The organism is Thalassobellus sediminis, assembly GCF_044386045.1.
In the GTDB taxonomy this organism is placed as follows: Bacteria; Bacteroidota; Bacteroidia; order Flavobacteriales; family Flavobacteriaceae; genus Thalassobellus; species Thalassobellus sediminis.
Genome location: NZ_JBISCD010000037.1, coordinates 224,297 through 239,740, shown reverse-complemented (window position 1 = coordinate 239,740; position 15,444 = coordinate 224,297). Strand labels below are relative to the sequence as shown.

15 protein-coding genes are annotated in these 15,444 nt (G+C 32.2%); 12 read left to right on the top strand and 3 right to left on the bottom strand.

Annotation, left to right across the window (positions count from 1 at the left end; genetic code table 11):
- Window positions 1-13 precede the first annotated feature (13 nt).
- From ACH5TW_RS02850 to ACH5TW_RS02805, 10 genes are all read left to right on the top strand, one after another.
- Window positions 14-427 carry a globin family protein gene (locus tag ACH5TW_RS02850; protein ID WP_439334972.1) on the top strand — a complete coding sequence of 138 codons (414 nt, stop codon included), beginning with the start codon at window positions 14-16 and terminating at the stop codon, window positions 425-427.
- A gap of 27 nt (window positions 428-454) precedes the next feature.
- Window positions 455-1,282 (top strand): c-type heme family protein, encoded by an 828-nt coding sequence (locus ACH5TW_RS02845; RefSeq protein ID WP_439334971.1) that lies wholly within the window; start codon window positions 455-457, stop codon window positions 1,280-1,282.
- 97 nt (window positions 1,283-1,379) lie between these two features.
- Complete coding sequence (locus ACH5TW_RS02840; protein WP_439334970.1) at window positions 1,380-1,853, top strand: hypothetical protein; 474 nt, start codon at window positions 1,380-1,382, stop codon at window positions 1,851-1,853.
- A gap of 72 nt (window positions 1,854-1,925) precedes the next feature.
- A complete protein-coding gene (locus ACH5TW_RS02835; RefSeq protein WP_439334969.1) occupies window positions 1,926-2,954 on the top strand; it encodes a 2Fe-2S iron-sulfur cluster-binding protein in 1,029 nt (342 codons plus the stop codon).
- 13 nt (window positions 2,955-2,967) lie between these two features.
- On the top strand, window positions 2,968-3,678 hold the full coding sequence (locus ACH5TW_RS02830; RefSeq protein ID WP_439334968.1) for a cytochrome c3 family protein: 711 nt from the start codon (window positions 2,968-2,970) through the stop codon (window positions 3,676-3,678).
- A gap of 311 nt (window positions 3,679-3,989) precedes the next feature.
- The gene (locus tag ACH5TW_RS02825) at window positions 3,990-5,375 is read left to right on the top strand and encodes a CmpA/NrtA family ABC transporter substrate-binding protein (RefSeq protein ID WP_439334967.1); all 1,386 of its coding nucleotides are present in this window, start codon (window positions 3,990-3,992) and stop codon (window positions 5,373-5,375) included.
- Between the two features lie 28 nt (window positions 5,376-5,403).
- Window positions 5,404-6,510, top strand: a complete 1,107-nt coding sequence (locus ACH5TW_RS02820) for an ABC transporter permease (RefSeq protein WP_439334966.1) — start codon at window positions 5,404-5,406, stop codon at window positions 6,508-6,510.
- A gap of 89 nt (window positions 6,511-6,599) precedes the next feature.
- Window positions 6,600-7,448, top strand: a complete 849-nt coding sequence (locus tag ACH5TW_RS02815; RefSeq protein WP_439334965.1) for an ABC transporter ATP-binding protein — start codon at window positions 6,600-6,602, stop codon at window positions 7,446-7,448.
- 6 nt (window positions 7,449-7,454) lie between these two features.
- Complete coding sequence (locus ACH5TW_RS02810) at window positions 7,455-8,285, top strand: ABC transporter ATP-binding protein (RefSeq protein ID WP_439334964.1); 831 nt, start codon at window positions 7,455-7,457, stop codon at window positions 8,283-8,285.
- Window positions 8,286-8,332: 47 nt separating this feature from the next.
- Window positions 8,333-9,583: an alginate export family protein gene (locus tag ACH5TW_RS02805; RefSeq protein ID WP_439334963.1), complete on the top strand. Its 1,251-nt coding sequence runs from the start codon at window positions 8,333-8,335 to the stop codon at window positions 9,581-9,583.
- Window positions 9,584-9,675: 92 nt separating this feature from the next.
- Here the strand turns inward: ACH5TW_RS02805 and ACH5TW_RS02800 are convergent, their stop codons facing one another.
- A complete protein-coding gene (locus ACH5TW_RS02800) occupies window positions 9,676-10,956 on the bottom strand; it encodes a serine hydrolase domain-containing protein (protein WP_439334962.1) in 1,281 nt (426 codons plus the stop codon).
- A 192-nt stretch (window positions 10,957-11,148) separates the two neighbouring features.
- Here ACH5TW_RS02800 and ACH5TW_RS02795 point away from each other — a divergent pair, with 192 nt between their 5' ends.
- The gene (locus ACH5TW_RS02795) at window positions 11,149-11,964 is read left to right on the top strand and encodes an SDR family oxidoreductase (protein WP_439334961.1); all 816 of its coding nucleotides are present in this window, start codon (window positions 11,149-11,151) and stop codon (window positions 11,962-11,964) included.
- Window positions 11,965-11,978: 14 nt separating this feature from the next.
- Window positions 11,979-13,181 carry a mannonate dehydratase gene (uxuA, locus tag ACH5TW_RS02790; protein ID WP_439334960.1) on the top strand — a complete coding sequence of 401 codons (1,203 nt, stop codon included), beginning with the start codon at window positions 11,979-11,981 and terminating at the stop codon, window positions 13,179-13,181.
- Between the two features lie 12 nt (window positions 13,182-13,193).
- On the opposite strand, the gene ACH5TW_RS02785 is transcribed toward uxuA, so the two are convergent.
- A complete protein-coding gene (locus ACH5TW_RS02785) occupies window positions 13,194-14,228 on the bottom strand; it encodes a LacI family DNA-binding transcriptional regulator (protein ID WP_439334959.1) in 1,035 nt (344 codons plus the stop codon).
- Between the two features lie 73 nt (window positions 14,229-14,301).
- Window positions 14,302-15,336 carry a LacI family DNA-binding transcriptional regulator gene (locus tag ACH5TW_RS02780; protein ID WP_439334958.1) on the bottom strand — a complete coding sequence of 345 codons (1,035 nt, stop codon included), beginning with the start codon at window positions 15,334-15,336 and terminating at the stop codon, window positions 14,302-14,304.
- Window positions 15,337-15,444 lie beyond the last annotated feature (108 nt).

The window sequence follows — 15,444 nt, the reverse complement described above, 5'->3', positions numbered from 1 at the left end:
ACAAACTTAAATTATGGAACAAAAAACAATCACCTTAGTTCAAGAATCTTTTGAAAAAGTTAAACCTATAGCTGCAACTGCTGCCGAAATATTTTATTCAAAACTATTTGAATTAGATCCCGCTTTAAAACCACTATTTCCTTCAGGTGAGGAGGCAATGAAAACACAAGGAAATAAGCTAATGACTATGTTAGCAGCTGCGGTTGCAGGATTAAGTAATTTAGAAGCTTTAGTGCCTGTTTTGCAAAATTTAGGTAAGAAACATGTGGAGTATAAAGTTGTGCCATCACATTATAATACTGTTGGAGCTGCATTGTTGGGAACATTATCTGCTGGTTTAGGTGATGATTTTACTCCTGAAGTTGAAGAGGCTTGGACTTCAGTTTATACAACCATGTCTACTGTAATGATTGAGGCATCTTATTAATATTAACCATTAAAAAAAACTATAGTTATGAAAAAGTATAAAGTATTAAAAGGTTTAAAAATTTCAATGATTTGTATTGCTTTTGTTAGCTTATTTTCATGTGGAGGCGTAGCTGAAGAAACACCAAAAGGAACTGCAGAAGAAAATGTGTTTTCTGTATCAGAAGTTTTAGAAATGGTTTCAAAGGAAAATGATGTTACTAGAACTTTATATACAAAAGCCATTGTTGGAAAAGGAAAGGCACAAGGGATGAAGTTTGATGAAGATTGGAGAAAAGATGATGTGGAAGCTGGTCCGTTACCTGCATTGTTTTTAAGAGGTGTTGCTACAAGTATAACAAAAAGCCCAGTGCCATTGGGGTTGTATTTAGGGTCTGATTTTCCAGTAAATGCAGCAAATAAGTTTGTTGGTAAGCAAGCAGAACTTTTTGATAAAATTAAAGTAGACCAAAAACCACAATTTTTTTATGATGAAGACCAAAAATTACACACAGCAATGTTTGCAGATGTGGCAGGTGCTGGGGCTTGTGTTTCTTGTCATAACGGACATGCACAATCTCCAAAAACAGATTGGAAATTAGGCGATGTTATGGGAGCTACCACATGGCAATATCCTAAAGATTCATTAACATATAAAGAAACAGTGGCAGTCCTAAATTCTTATGCTAAGGGTACAGTAGATATTTATTTAGAATATTTAGATGAAATAGAAAACTTTAAAGAGAGCGAAAAACCAGAGATTGGAAAAAAATGGCCAGCTGAAGGAAAGTATTTGCCGTCTGCTGAAGTTTTTCTTGACAGTGTTAGAAAATTAACATCATATGAAACTATGAAAAAGCTTGTAGCATCTAATTAAAATTTAAAGTGTTGAAGAAGGGAAGTGTAATTTGTTTTCACAGCTAATTATTACTATTAGCTGTGAGCAAATTGTTTTCAAAAATAAACAAATGTACATGAAAAGCAAATCTACCATTTTAGGACTAGTATTACTATTGCTGTTTTTTGTTCAGTTTTTTTTTAAACTTGAATGGTTTTGGTTGTATGAGTTACAGCAGCAAGAAATGTATAAGCGTTGGTCTGGTTTAGGGTTGGCATTACTAATAACGTTTCAATGGGTGTTATCTATAACTAGAGTCGCTAAAAAATTCAGGAAATACGCTCTTAAAATGACAGTTATACATAAATGGTTAGGAGCTTTAAGTCCATTGTTTTTTTATGTTCATAGTATGTCTCTAGGTTATGGCTACTTAGCGTTACTTACGTACCTCTTTTTTGCAAATGCCTTAATTGGATACATAAATTTAGATGTAATAAAGAATAACAGCGATTTATTGTTTAAAGGTTGGATGATTTGTCATGTATCATTTTCCATTATAATAACCATTATTATGTTCTTTCATATTGGAGTAGTATTCTATTATAAATAAAACTAAGTCATTATTAAATTTTCAGCTACATCAATAGAGATATAATATCCTATTAAAAACAATTATAACTAAATGAAATTATTAGTAAAAGATATTATAAAGGAAACTCCTGATGCATTGAGCATCTGCTTTAAAAATGGTGGTTTTTTCAACAAGCTTTCATATAAACCAGGACAGTTTCTTACTATACATGTTCCTATAAATGGTCAGGTTCATAAAAGGGCATATTCTTTTAGTAGTTGTCCCAAAACCGATAAGGATTTAAAAATTACAATTAAACGTGTAGATAAAGGTTTGGTTTCTAATTATGTACATGATTGTTTAAAAGCTGGTGATAAGTTAGAGGTAGACAAGCCTATGGGGTCATTTTTTGTAGAACCTAAAAAAGATACTATTAAAACGTATGTTTTGTTTGCAGGAGGTAGTGGTGTAACGCCTATTTTTTCGATAATAAAATCTGTTTTAGTTACTGAAGAAAATTCTAAAATCATTCTTATATATGCTAATCAAAATATAGATTCTATAATTTTTCATAAAGAAATAGAAGCACTTATAAGGCAATATGAAAATCAGTTTTCAGTAGAGCATATTTTGTCTTCTTTAAGTGAAGAAAAAGTTAATTATCACTCAGGATTACTATCTGAAGATTTATTGAATAAGATTTTTATTAAGCACAACCTTAAATTTGAAGATCATACTTATATGATTTGTGGTCCATTTGGTTATATGGAAAAAGCCAAAGAACTTTTAAAACTAAATGGTATTTCAAGAGAAAAAATTAAGATTGAAGTTTTTAAAGCACCAACCATCAAGCTATCTGGAAAAGATTTAATAAGTAAGGTTACTATTAAAACCAATGGACAAGTGCATGATATAAAAGTAAGGGGTGATAAATCGATACTACAGCAAGCCATGTCTGATAATATTGCATTGCCATATTCGTGTCGTTCTGGTATGTGTTCAACTTGTAAAGCTACTTGTGTTTCTGGAGATATTAAAATGATAGAAGGTCACTTTCTTGACGAAAAAGAAGTAAATAATGGTAAAATACTAACCTGTGTTAGTTATCCTGAAAGTGAATCGGTTGTTATAGAATTGTAATAAATAATTAAATATGTTTAAAGTTAGTCCCTTAAGAAAAAGACAATTTATAGGAGGTATAATAGGTTTGCTATTAGGTGGTCTTATATGTTTTATTTTAACTTTAGATGTTTCTGAAAAATATGTGTCTATTGGTCCTATGAATGCTGGACATAATGATATGTCTTGTGTTGCATGTCATGCTGATGCAAAAGGGAATTTAGTACAACAAATACAGTCTAATATATCACATGCAGTTGGTGTTAGAGAACATGGAGTCGATTTTGGTACTAAAGATGTAACGGTTGTTAATTGTTTAGAATGTCATGATAGACCTAATGATAGGCATCCAAATCACCGGTTTTCTGAACCTAGATTCAAAGAAGCAATAAAAGTTATTGATGCAACTACATGTATTACTTGTCACTCAGAACATCATGGAGAGCGAGTATCGGTAGCTTCAATAGATTACTGTATGAACTGCCATCAAGAATTGGTAGTAGAAAATGATCCTTTAGACATTAGTCATCAAAAGTTAATTGCTAATGAGCAATGGACAACTTGTATTCAATGTCATGATTTTCATGGAAATCATAGGTATGAAGTGCCTACATCTTTAAAAGACACGATATCTATGTATGCTTTACAAAAATATTTTGATGGAGGTGAAGACCCTTTCGGAAATGATAAAAAGTATATAGGATTATCAGAGTTTGATTGGTTGAAGAAATTAGATAATGAATAAAGAGTATTTCTTTTTAAAAATTTTATCAATCATCTGCTTCACATAATTTTTGGCTAAATTTCTTATAAACAGCCATTATTCTCTTGTTACTTATAACAATTTTAGTATTTACTTAGGTGTATTTTTTCATATACGTAGTTTCTTTTGTTTTGATTTTCAGTTAGTTGTTTTTGTTTTATGTTTTTTAACAGGTTTCGTTATGTTGTAAAAAGTGGTTTTTACATGGGGATTGACATTAAATATAATTAAGACTACGTATATATTTGTCAAAAAAATAAGTATTACTACTTAATTAATTTAAAATTATCTATATGAAATCATTACTAACAAAATCAACATGGATCTTATCAGTTTCTTTACTGTTACTTTCTTGTGGAGGAAAAGAAAAAAAGGAGACTGTAACCAAAGAAGTAGTTGCAGAAACTTCAAAAACTAAAACTTTAGAAATTGAAAAACCTCAATTAACCTTTGGTTTTATAAAGTTAACAGATATGGCGCCTTTAGCCATAGCAAAAGAAAAAGGCTTTTTTGAAGATGAAGGGTTGTTTGTTTCGGTTGAAGCTCAATCAAACTGGAAAAATATTTTAGATCGTGTTATTGATGGTCAATTAGATGGTTCTCACATGTTAGCAGGTCAGCCAATAGCTGCAGGTGCTGGTTTTGGAAGGCAAGCCGATTTGGTTACAGCGTTTTCAATGGATTTAAACGGAAATGGAATTACGGTATCTAACGATGTTTGGTCTAAAATGAAACCAAATGTGCCAAAAGGAGCCGATGGTAAACCTGTACACCCAATAAAGGCAGATGCTTTAAAGCCTGTAATTACAGAGTATAAAAATAGCGGTAAGGCTTTTAAAATGGGTATGGTATTTCCGGTGTCTACTCATAACTACGAAATTAGATATTGGTTAGCAGCAGCAGGTATTCATCCTGGTATGTACACAGCAGAAAATGTACAAGGACAAATTGATGCAGAAGTTTTATTATCTGTAACACCTCCGCCACAAATGCCAGCGACACTTGAAGCAGGAACTATTTATGGATATTGTGTAGGAGAACCATGGAATCAACAAGCTGTATTTAAAGGTATTGGTGTGCCAGTAGTAACTAACTACGATATATGGAAAAACAATCCTGAAAAGGTGTTTGTAATGACTAAAAAGTTTGTTGATGAAAATCCAAACACCGCTATTGCAGTAACGAAAGCATTAATTAGAGCGGGAAAATGGTTAGATGAACCAGGTAATAGAGCAGAAGCTGTGAAAATTTTATCAATGTCTCAGTATGTTGGTGCAGATGAAGCTGTGTTAGCTAATTCTATGACAGGAACGTTTGAGTTTGAAAAAGGTGACAAACGTGAAATGCCAGATTTTAATGTATTCTATAAGTACAATGCAACCTATCCTTTTTACTCAGATGGTATTTGGTTCTTAACTCAAATGCGTCGTTGGGGACAAATTCCTGAAGCTAAACCAGCTGCATGGTATGCAGAAACTATTAAAGATATATACCGTCCAGATATCTGGAAAAAAGCAGCCGATTTATTAGTAGCAGAAGGATATATTCCTGCAACTGATCTACCAACTACAGATGGTTATAAACCAGCTACAACCGATTTTATTGATGGAACAAAATACGATGCTAAAGACCCTATAGGTTACATCAATAGTTTTTCAATAGGAAATAAAGACAAGTAAAAAGATTATATAATAAATATTAGTAGTCATGAAGCAAAGCATAACATTAGGAAGAATATCAGCATTTATGGGATTAGGTTTTTTAAGTACTTTAAAAGATTTATTTACAGGAAAACTGGAAAAAGAAGATTTTAGAAATTTCTTAAGAAAAGTGGTTGTGCCACTTGCTTCTATACTTTTATTTATAGGATTGTGGCATATGGGTGCCAAATCGTTATACAATAAAGAAGCCGATTTTAAAATTGAAAAGGCGTTAACCGAACAAGGACAGGAGGCAGCCGATGCTTTGAAAGCATGTATTGCTTCTGGCGATATTAGTTGCCAACCAAACACATTACCGTCTCCTGCACAAGTTTGGCAATCATATAAAGCGCTTTTAAAAGATCATAATATTATTAGTGCAGATAAGGCTGCTTTTATAGAAAAAACAGCTGCTTTAAACGAAAAACGCTTAGCTGAAGGAAAAGCGGCTATTACTTATACAGGTCGTCCATCGTTTGTAGATCAGATTATTATGAGTATAAAAACCGTGTTTGCGGGGTTTCTATTAGCTTTAATAATTGCGGTTCCTTTAGGTGTTTTTATAGGATTAAGTCCCACTTTAAAAAGTGCTTTTAACTGGTTTATTCAAATATTTAAACCCGTTTCTCCAGTAGTTTGGTACTTATTAGTCTTTATGATTATTAAAACAATTTTGATAGATTCAAGTGAAGATAGCTCGTTTATTATTTCTTTTATAAGTGTAGGACTTTGCTCTATGTGGGCAACCTTAGTTAATACGGCTATGGGTGTATCGTCTGTAGATAAAGATTATATAAATGTGGCGAAAGTGTTGAAACTTGGTCCTATTCAGAAAATATTTAAAGTGGTATTGCCATCGTCGTTACCATTAATTTTTACAGGTTTAAAAATTACATTATCGGTAGCTTGGATGGTTTTAATTGCTATTGAACTTTTAGCACAAAGTCCAGGTTTAGGATCGTTTGTTTGGGAAGAATTCCAAAACGGTGCTAACGACTCTAACTCAAAAATTATTGTTGCCATGTTTGTAATTGGAATCATTGGTTTTCTTTTAGATAGAATCATGCTTACCATTCAGAATATGGTGTCTTTTAATAAGAACGACGGTATTTAGAATATTGTTTAGCTGTTGAGTTGTTTAATTGTTTAAACAGATTTAACGAATAAACAAATCATCAGATTAACGAATAAACATTAATAAAAATGGCATACTTAGAATTAAATAATATATATAAAACTTACGGGCAAGCCGATGATGCTACCGAGGTGCTTTCTAATATTAATTTATCTATTGAAGAAGGTGAATTTGTTGCCATAGTTGGATTTACTGGTAGTGGAAAAACAACCTTAGTAAATCTTATAAATGGACTTATAAAACCTACAAGTGGTGAAGTGCTATTTAAAGGTCAACCTGTTGTTGATACGAGTCATGAACGCGGTGTTATTTTTCAGAATTACTCTTTGCTTCCTTGGTTAACGGTAGGACAAAATATTTTTATGGCAGTTAAAGAAGCCTTTCCGAAGAAAAGTAAAACAGAATTACAAGAGATTGTTAAGGATTATGTAGAAATGGTAAGCTTAACACCTGCCATAAGTAAGCGCCCAAAAGAATTATCGGGAGGTATGCGCCAGCGTGTTGCTGTAGCAAGAGCACTAGCTATGAAACCAGAAATGATAATTATGGATGAGCCATTAGGTGCTTTAGATGCTTTAACTCGTGGGAATTTACAAGATGAAATTTTAAATATCTGGGGAAAAGATAAACGTACTGCATTATTAATTACGAATGATGTGGATGAAGGTATTTATATGGCAGACCGTATTATACCACTACGTCCAGGGCCTAATGCGACGTTGGGGCCTGAGTTTAAAATTGATATTGAACGCCCGAGAGATAAAACAGCGCTAAATGATAATCCGAATTTTAAGAAAACAAGAAATGCCATTATTGAATATTTAATGGATATAGGAAATGAACGAAAATCTGAATCTAAAGAAGAATTTATTCTTCCAGATTTGAGCCCTAAAGATTTTGTTAATCAATTTAAATAATTAATAATGAGTGTTATACTAGAAAATAAAGCAGCAAGAAGTATTCCTAATAATGGTCGATTTCCTTCTAATGAGGTTATGTTGGATTTAAATAACCTTAAGAAAGTATATCCAACACCAAAAGGAGATTATGTTGTTCTTGAAGATTTAAATCTTCAGATACGAAAAGAGGAATTTGTTACCATTATTGGGCATTCTGGCTGTGGAAAAACAACTATGCTTTCTATGATTGCAGGATTAAATCCTATTTCTGGGGGCAATATATCTGTATTAGGAAAGCATATAAAAGGTCCTGGGCCAGATAGAGGGGTTATTTTCCAATCGCCTAGTTTGATGCCTTGGATGACATCTCTTCAAAATGTGTTATTAGGTGTGAATAAGGTTTTTCCTCATGCTACTAAAGGACAACGTCAAGATATTGCTAAATATTATTTGCAGAAAGTAGGATTGGAAGATGCTTTTAATAAGAAAGCGTCAGACCTTTCTCAAGGTATGCAACAGCGTGTTGGTATTGCAAGAGCATTTGCTATTAAGCCTAAAGTTTTATTGTTAGATGAGCCTTTTGGAATGTTAGATTCTTTAACAAGAGGCGAGCTTCAAGATATTCTTATTGAAATTTGGAATAAAGAAAAAATTACTGCAGTTATGATTACGCATGATGTTGATGAGGCCATCTTTTTAGCAGATCGTGTAGTAATGATGACGAGTGGGCCTAAAGCCAAAATAGGTGATATTTTAAATGTAGATTTTGAAAGACCTAGAACACGAAAATCTGTTTTAGAACACGATGATTATTATGAGTACAGAAAGCATCTTATAGATTTTTTAGAACACTAAATACCTTATAAACAAATCAAATTAAACAAACTTAAAAATTAAAAATTATGAAAAAGATTTATTCATTTATAGCTATACTGACAGCTATGGTTCAGTTTGCAAATGCACAATTTACATTAGATGGAGAGTTTAGACCACGTACAGAATATCGAAATGGTTTCGGTAGCTTAATTGCAGATGATGCTGACGCTGGCTTCGGAATATCAACAAGAGTTCGATTAAATGCAGGATATGCAACTGAAGCATATAAGTTCTTTGTTAGTTTTCAAGACATCATGGTTTGGGGAGAGAACAGACAGATTTTACCATATGACCAAAATAACTCATTTGCCGTTTTTCAAGCATGGGCAGAACTTAAGTTAGGTGAAGGTTTCTCAACAAAATTAGGACGACAGGTTATTTCGTATGACGATCAAAGGATTTTTGGAGGTTTAGACTGGGCACAACAAGGTCGTAATCATGATGCAGCTTTATTAAAATATAAGAAAGGTAAATTTATGTTTGATTTAGGTTTAGCTTTTAATCAAGATTATTCAAACCCTACAGGATTTCAATCGGTTGGAACTAATTATGGAACAACAGGTTTCTTTTCTTATAAGAGCATGCAGTATTTATACTTAAAGCAAGCTTGGGAAAACTTATCAGGTAGTTTATTATTATTAAATACAGGTTTTCAAGAAACTGACGGAATTAGTAATTTACAAACTATAGGTACACATTTAGATTATAAAAAAGGAAGTTTTGGTGTAGCTGCTAATGCTTTTGTACAAACTGGTGAGAGACAAGGTGAAGTCGATGTTAAAGGAGCATATTTATTAGGCTTAGATTTATCCTATAAAGCTTCTGCTAAAGTTGGTTTAGGAGCTGGTTTAGAAATTATTAGTGGTAATGATGGTGGAGCAGGAGAAACAGGTGCTTTCTTCCCATTATATGGAACGAACCACAAATTTAATGGGTTTATGGATTATTTCTATGTAGGTAATCATGCGAATTCAATTGGTTTATTTGATGTACATGTAAGTGCTAATTTTAAATTAAGCGATACATCAAGCCTTTTAGTAAAAGCATTAAATTTTAGTGGAGAGCAAGAATTAGCTAGTGGTGAAAAATCTTTAGGTACAGAGATAGATTTAGTTTATAAAAAGAAATTTAAAGGTTATGCTTTAGTTTTAGGTTATTCTCAAATGTTTGCTAGTGATGGTATGTATGAGTTAAAAGGAATTTCTGAAGACTTAGCAGCAGGAGGTCAAAATTGGGCTTGGGCTATGTTAGTTATAAAGCCAAAGTTTTTAAAATAATAAAGAGTATGCATCCTTTTTAAGGTGTGTTAACTAAGTGTTTTTAATTTTGAAAATCCCGCCTATAGCGGGATTTTCATTTAGCAATAAATTTACTCTTTTATAGCTTTAGCCTCAGGAACATAGTTTCCATATACGGCATCTCTAAATTTATTATGTAATTTTATTTGATCATAAGGTGTGAGTTGAACGAAGAGCACAGCGGTTAAATCATTTACAGGGTCTACCCAAAATAAAGTGCTAAAAGCGCCATCCCAGAAAAACTCGCCAACTACTCCGTTGTTCTCATCTTCATCAACAGGAGGCTTTAGTCTAACAGCAAAATCAATTCCAAAACCAACTTGACCTCGCTTAGGTAGCCACATGCGTTCGGTAACACTTTCGTCAAGATGATTGGTTGCCATCAGTTTTACCGTTTCAGGTTTTAAAATAGTTACTCCATTTAGTGTACCTTTATTAGCAAGCATTTGTGCAAAATTTTGATAATTATCTAAAGTAGAAGTTAAACCAAATCCACCACGAGTTAATGGCCAACGGTGATAATTTAATATTTGAGTGATGGTGTCCTTTACTCTAGTCAATGCTTTAGTTTTACGATTATATTTATAAGTTGCAGCAAATCTATTTCTATCTTTTTTTGGTATAAAATATCTTGTCTCATCCATTCCTAATGGATTCAAGATATGTTCTCTTAGGTATTTTTCAAAAGGCATTCCAGAAAGTCTTTCAACAAGAAAAGCCTGAACGTCTACACTAACACCATAAGCCCATCTTGTTCCTGGTTGAAAAGCTAAAGGTCGCTTTCCTAGTTTTTCAGCCATTTCTTGTAATGTGTTTTCGTTGTTAAATGGGTTATCCTTCCCTTTAAGTGATGGTACACCGGGCATAGATCCATCAAAACCAGCAGAATGCCGCGTAATGTCTCGAATAGTTATAGGTCTTTTCAATGGCTCGAAAAGCGCTTTTTTATTTATGCTGTCATAACCAGCATATACTTTCATATTCTCAAATTCAGGGGCATATTTAGAAAGCGGGTCGTCTAGTTTAAACAAGCCCTTTTCGTATAAGGTCATTAAAGCAACTCCAACTATAGGTTTAGTCATGGAATAAATTCTAACAATAGTATTTCTTTTCATAGGAATACTATCCTCACGATCAGCATATCCAAACTGAGTATAATGAACTTCTTTGCCTTTCTCAAAAACTAATGCAGATATACCTGCGACTTTACCGTCTTCAACAAAACTTTTTAAAGTAGAATCAATACGCATTTTTACTTTATCAGTGATAAATGTCGTTGTTTTTGTTTCGTTGTTTTTGCATGAGTAGTTAAAAATAACAGCAGCAAATAGTATTAGAATAATCCGATTCATAATTTAGTAAGTTGTATGTTGTTTTCAAATTAATGATTTCAAAACATTATGTACTCTATTTTGAATCAATATTATTAATATTTAATTAAAATTTTAGTTTAAATATAGTATTTTTGTCGAAACAAACGTTTGTTCTGTTCATTCTAATAAGAATTAGGACTTTAAGAAAATTATTTAAAATACAAATTATATATGACAGATTCATTTAGTGTAGAAGGAAAAGTAGCCATAGTAACTGGAGGTGGCGGCGTACTTGGTGGTAGTATCTCTAAGAGTTTAATTGCTAGTGGAGCAAAAGTTGTTGTTTTAGACATCAGAGAAGAAAATGTAAATAATAAAGTTGAAGAATTAAAAGCAATGGGAGGTGAGTCTATTGGTTTTGTTTCTAATGTTTTAGATGTTGAAGAAATGAAGCTTACTCGCGAAAAAATCCTTAAAGCATGGGGTCGTATTGATATTTTGGTTAATGCAGCAGGAGGTAATTTACCAGGTGCTACTTTAACTGAAGAGCAAACTGTATTCGATATGAAAATATCAGACTTCGAAAAAGTAACAAACCTTAATTTAAATGGTACCGTGTATCCTTGTTTGGTTTTTGGTGAAGCCATGGCAAATCAAGGTGCTGGTAGTATTATAAATGTGTCATCTATGGCAACGCTTTCGGCAATTACTAGAGTCCCTGGTTATTCTGTAGCTAAAAGTGGTATTGATATTTTTACCAAATGGATGGCTATGGAAATGGGAACGAAATTTGGAGAAAAAGTAAGAGTTAATGCTATTGCACCAGGGTTTTTTATCGGAGATCAAAACAGAAAAGTTTTAATTAATGATGACGGTTCTTATACAGAAAGAAGTAAAAAAGTGTTAGCAAGAACGCCAATGAAACGCTTTGGAGACATAAATGAATTAAACGGAATTGTTCAGTTTTTATGCTCTGATGCTGCAAGTTTCATTACAGGAACAGTTATTCCTGTAGATGGTGGATTTAGTTCTTTTAGTGGTGTTTAAATTTTAAATTGTAAATGGAATTAACTAAAACACTAAGATGGTTTGGGGAGAAAGATCCGATATCATTAAAAGAAATGGCTCAAACAGGAGCTACGGGCATCGTTACAGCATTGCATCATATTCCTAACGGAGAAGTATGGAGTGTTGACGAAATTTTAAAAACTAAAAATAACATTGAGTCTCATGGATTAACCTGGGATGTTGTTGAAAGTTTACCTGTTCATGAAGATATAAAAAAGGGAAGTCCTAATCGAGAAAAACTCATTGCTAATTATAAAGAAAGCATTAAGAATTTAGGTGCCTGTGGTGTGAAAATTATTTGCTATAATTTTATGCCAGTTTTAGATTGGGCTAGAACAAATATTCAATATGTTTTAGAAAATGGAGCTGAAGCCATGTATTTTGATAAGAATTTATTTTCAGCATTCGATTTGTTTTTATTAAAACGACCTAATGCAGAAAAAGATTATACTGATAAAGAAATACAGGAAGCTAAATTAGTTTTTGATAACCTTTCTGAAGAAGAAAAAGATAAATTAGGGTATAATATTATTGTTAAAACTCAGTCTTTTATTGATGGTGCAGTAAAGGAAGGTGAGAAAAATTATCTTAATATTTTTAATGAATTATTAGCAGCTTATAACGGTATTGATAAAGATAAATTAAGAGAGAATTTTTCATTTTTTTTAAATGAAGTTATCGAGGTTGCTGAAGAGTCAGGTGTATATTTAGCTGTTCATCCAGACGATCCGCCATTTCCTTTATTAGGCTTACCACGAATTGTTAGTTGTAATGAAGATTTTGAATGGTTAGCTAAAGCATGTCCATCTTTAAATAATGGTATAACATTTTGTTCAGGATCACTTGGAGCAAGAACAGATAATAATTTGTCAGCAATTTTCAAAAATCACTCGAGTCGCGTACATTTTCTTCATTTAAGAAGTACCAAACTATTAAGTAATGGCGATTTTTTTGAAACCAATCACTTAGAAGGATCTATTACTAGTCTTATGAAGTCCATTATTGAAGAACAAATTAATAGAAAAGATAACGGAAGATTAGACTATAACATACCAATGCGTCCCGATCACGGACATAAAATTTTAAATGATTTTGATAGAGAAGCAAATCCAGGGTATCCATTAATTGGTCGTGTAAAAGGATTAGCCGAACTTTCCGGATTAGAACTAGGTATGAGATATTTATTAGAAAACTAAAAAGCTTTAATTTTAAGGCTTTCTATTAGAAGATTGTCTTATAATTAAACTTGGATTTATTACAACCCTTTTATGAGCTTTTGTAGAAGGGTTTTTTTGTTTAAGTAACTCAAGCAGGATTTTAGCTGAGTTTTCTCCTAAGTCTTTAGGGTGCTGTTCAATAGATGATAAGGAAGGTTTAATTATACGAGAAAACTGATCGTTTGCATATCCTATCACGCCAACATCATCAGGTGTTTTTATTCCCATTTCTTCTAGTGCAAGCATGGTTCCTAGTGCATTAATATCACTTGTACAGAAAAAGGCATCAGGATAATTATTCTTGTCTTTAGATTTAAACATTTTTTTAGTTGCTTCAAATGCTTCTTCTTGAGTGTTAATATTTGTAACAATCCATGCATCGTTACTTTCTAAGTTAAACTCTTTTAAACTGTCAATGTATCCATTTAGCCTGTTTTTATAAACATAAATATGACTAGCAGCACCTATATATGCAATTTTTTTGTAACCTTGTTCGGCTAGGTGTTTAATTGCTTTTTTAGTTACAGAATAATCGTCATTTACTACAAAATCTATATCTAAGTTATCAGATATCCTATCAAACATGACTAAAGGGGTATTCCCATCTATAATTCTTTGGATGTGATTAGAGTCTTTTGTTTCGTTTGATAGCGACATGATAATACCTGATACTTGACTATCAATTAATGTTTGAATATTATGAATCTCTCTTTTATATGTTTCATTAGACTGACAAATTATAAGGTTGTAACCAGCAGGGTAAGCAACACTTTCAATACCAGAAATACAGCTTGACATAAAGTTACTGTCAATTTTAGGAACAATAACACCAATAGAATTTCCTTTTCCACTTCTTAAGCTTGCTGCTAATTTATTAGGTGAATAGTTTAATTCTTTAACGGTTTTTTTTACCAGTATTTTTGTTTTTTCACTTATGGTAGGGTGATCGTCTAAAGCTCTAGAAACTGTAGAAATTGTAACTTTTAGCTTATTTGCTACATCTGTTATGGTGGTTCTTTTTTTCATTCTAACTGCAATGTAGTAATAATGAGTTTAATTTTAATAAAAATATTATAACGTTTAGATAAAGAGATGAAAATCACTGTTTCCTAATGGAAGACTCTCTTATAATAAGGCTAGGTGTTATTACAACCTTTTTGTGAGATTTTGTATATGATGCGCTATGTTTAAATAAATCTAGTAGTATTTTGGCTGAATTTTCACCTAATTCTTTAGGGTATTGTTCAATTGAAGATAGTGAGGGTTTAATAATCTCTGAAAACTCATCATTTGCATAGCCAATAACACCAACTTCTTCTGGAGTCTTTATCCCTAATTCTTCTAAAGCGAGTATAGTTCCAACGGCATTAATACCACTGGTACAAAATATGGCATCAGGATATTGATCCTTGTCTTTCGAATCAAACATGCGCTTTGTAACTTTAAATGCTTCATCCTTAGAATTAACATCTGTAAAAACCCATGCTTTATTACTTTCTAAGTTTAATTTTTCTAAACTATCAATATATGCGTTAAATCTGTTTTTATAAACATAAATATGGCTGGCAGCACCTATATAAGCAATTTTTTTGTAGCCTTGATCAGCAAAATGCTGAATAGCTTTGGTGGTAGCGGTGTAATCATCATTTACAACAAAATCAACATCTAAAGAGTCTGATATTCTATCAAACATGACTAAAGGAATGTTTTTATCTATAATTTTTTGTAAGTGATCTGAGTTTTTTGTTTCAATTGATTGAGAAATTATGATTCCAGCTACTTGGCTATCAATTAAAGTCTGTACGTTGTGAATTTCTTTTTTGTAAGTCTCATTAGACTGACAAATCACAAGATTGTATCCTGCAGGATAAGCAATGCTTTCAATACCAGAAATACAGTTAGACATGAAGTTGGTACTTATTTTAGGGACTATAACTCCAATAGAGTTTCCTTTGCCTCGTCTTAAATTAGCAGCTACTTTATTTGGGGTATAGTTTAGTTCTTCAGCGGCTTTTCTAACCAGAACTTTTGTTTTGTCACTAATACTGTAATGGTTGTTTAAAGCTCTTGAAATAGTAGAAGTGCTTACATTTAGCTTGTTAGCTACATCTTTTATGGTTATTTTTTTTCTCATTGTATTTGCAATGTAGTAATAAAGCTTTTAATTCAAAAATAATTTTTTGCATTACAATAATGAGTACTAAATTTTAGATGATTGTTTAATATGTGAAAAACAGTTTTA

What these genes read in the sequence shown, in the direction of transcription:
- ACH5TW_RS02850 (WP_439334972.1), top strand. Translation starts at nt 14, where the DNA reads ATGGAACAAAAAACAATCACCTTAGTTCAAGAATCTTTTGAAAAAGTT.
- ACH5TW_RS02845 (WP_439334971.1), top strand. Translation starts at nt 455, where the DNA reads ATGAAAAAGTATAAAGTATTAAAAGGTTTAAAAATTTCAATGATTTGT.
- ACH5TW_RS02840 (WP_439334970.1), top strand. Translation starts at nt 1,380, where the DNA reads ATGAAAAGCAAATCTACCATTTTAGGACTAGTATTACTATTGCTGTTT.
- ACH5TW_RS02835 (WP_439334969.1), top strand. Translation starts at nt 1,926, where the DNA reads ATGAAATTATTAGTAAAAGATATTATAAAGGAAACTCCTGATGCATTG.
- ACH5TW_RS02830 (WP_439334968.1), top strand. Translation starts at nt 2,968, where the DNA reads ATGTTTAAAGTTAGTCCCTTAAGAAAAAGACAATTTATAGGAGGTATA.
- ACH5TW_RS02825 (WP_439334967.1), top strand. Translation starts at nt 3,990, where the DNA reads ATGAAATCATTACTAACAAAATCAACATGGATCTTATCAGTTTCTTTA.
- ACH5TW_RS02820 (WP_439334966.1), top strand. Translation starts at nt 5,404, where the DNA reads ATGAAGCAAAGCATAACATTAGGAAGAATATCAGCATTTATGGGATTA.
- ACH5TW_RS02815 (WP_439334965.1), top strand. Translation starts at nt 6,600, where the DNA reads ATGGCATACTTAGAATTAAATAATATATATAAAACTTACGGGCAAGCC.
- ACH5TW_RS02810 (WP_439334964.1), top strand. Translation starts at nt 7,455, where the DNA reads ATGAGTGTTATACTAGAAAATAAAGCAGCAAGAAGTATTCCTAATAAT.
- ACH5TW_RS02805 (WP_439334963.1), top strand. Translation starts at nt 8,333, where the DNA reads ATGAAAAAGATTTATTCATTTATAGCTATACTGACAGCTATGGTTCAG.
- ACH5TW_RS02800 (WP_439334962.1), bottom strand. Translation starts at nt 10,956, where the DNA reads ATGAATCGGATTATTCTAATACTATTTGCTGCTGTTATTTTTAACTAC.
- ACH5TW_RS02795 (WP_439334961.1), top strand. Translation starts at nt 11,149, where the DNA reads ATGACAGATTCATTTAGTGTAGAAGGAAAAGTAGCCATAGTAACTGGA.
- uxuA (WP_439334960.1), top strand. Translation starts at nt 11,979, where the DNA reads ATGGAATTAACTAAAACACTAAGATGGTTTGGGGAGAAAGATCCGATA.
- ACH5TW_RS02785 (WP_439334959.1), bottom strand. Translation starts at nt 14,228, where the DNA reads ATGAAAAAAAGAACCACCATAACAGATGTAGCAAATAAGCTAAAAGTT.
- ACH5TW_RS02780 (WP_439334958.1), bottom strand. Translation starts at nt 15,336, where the DNA reads ATGAGAAAAAAAATAACCATAAAAGATGTAGCTAACAAGCTAAATGTA.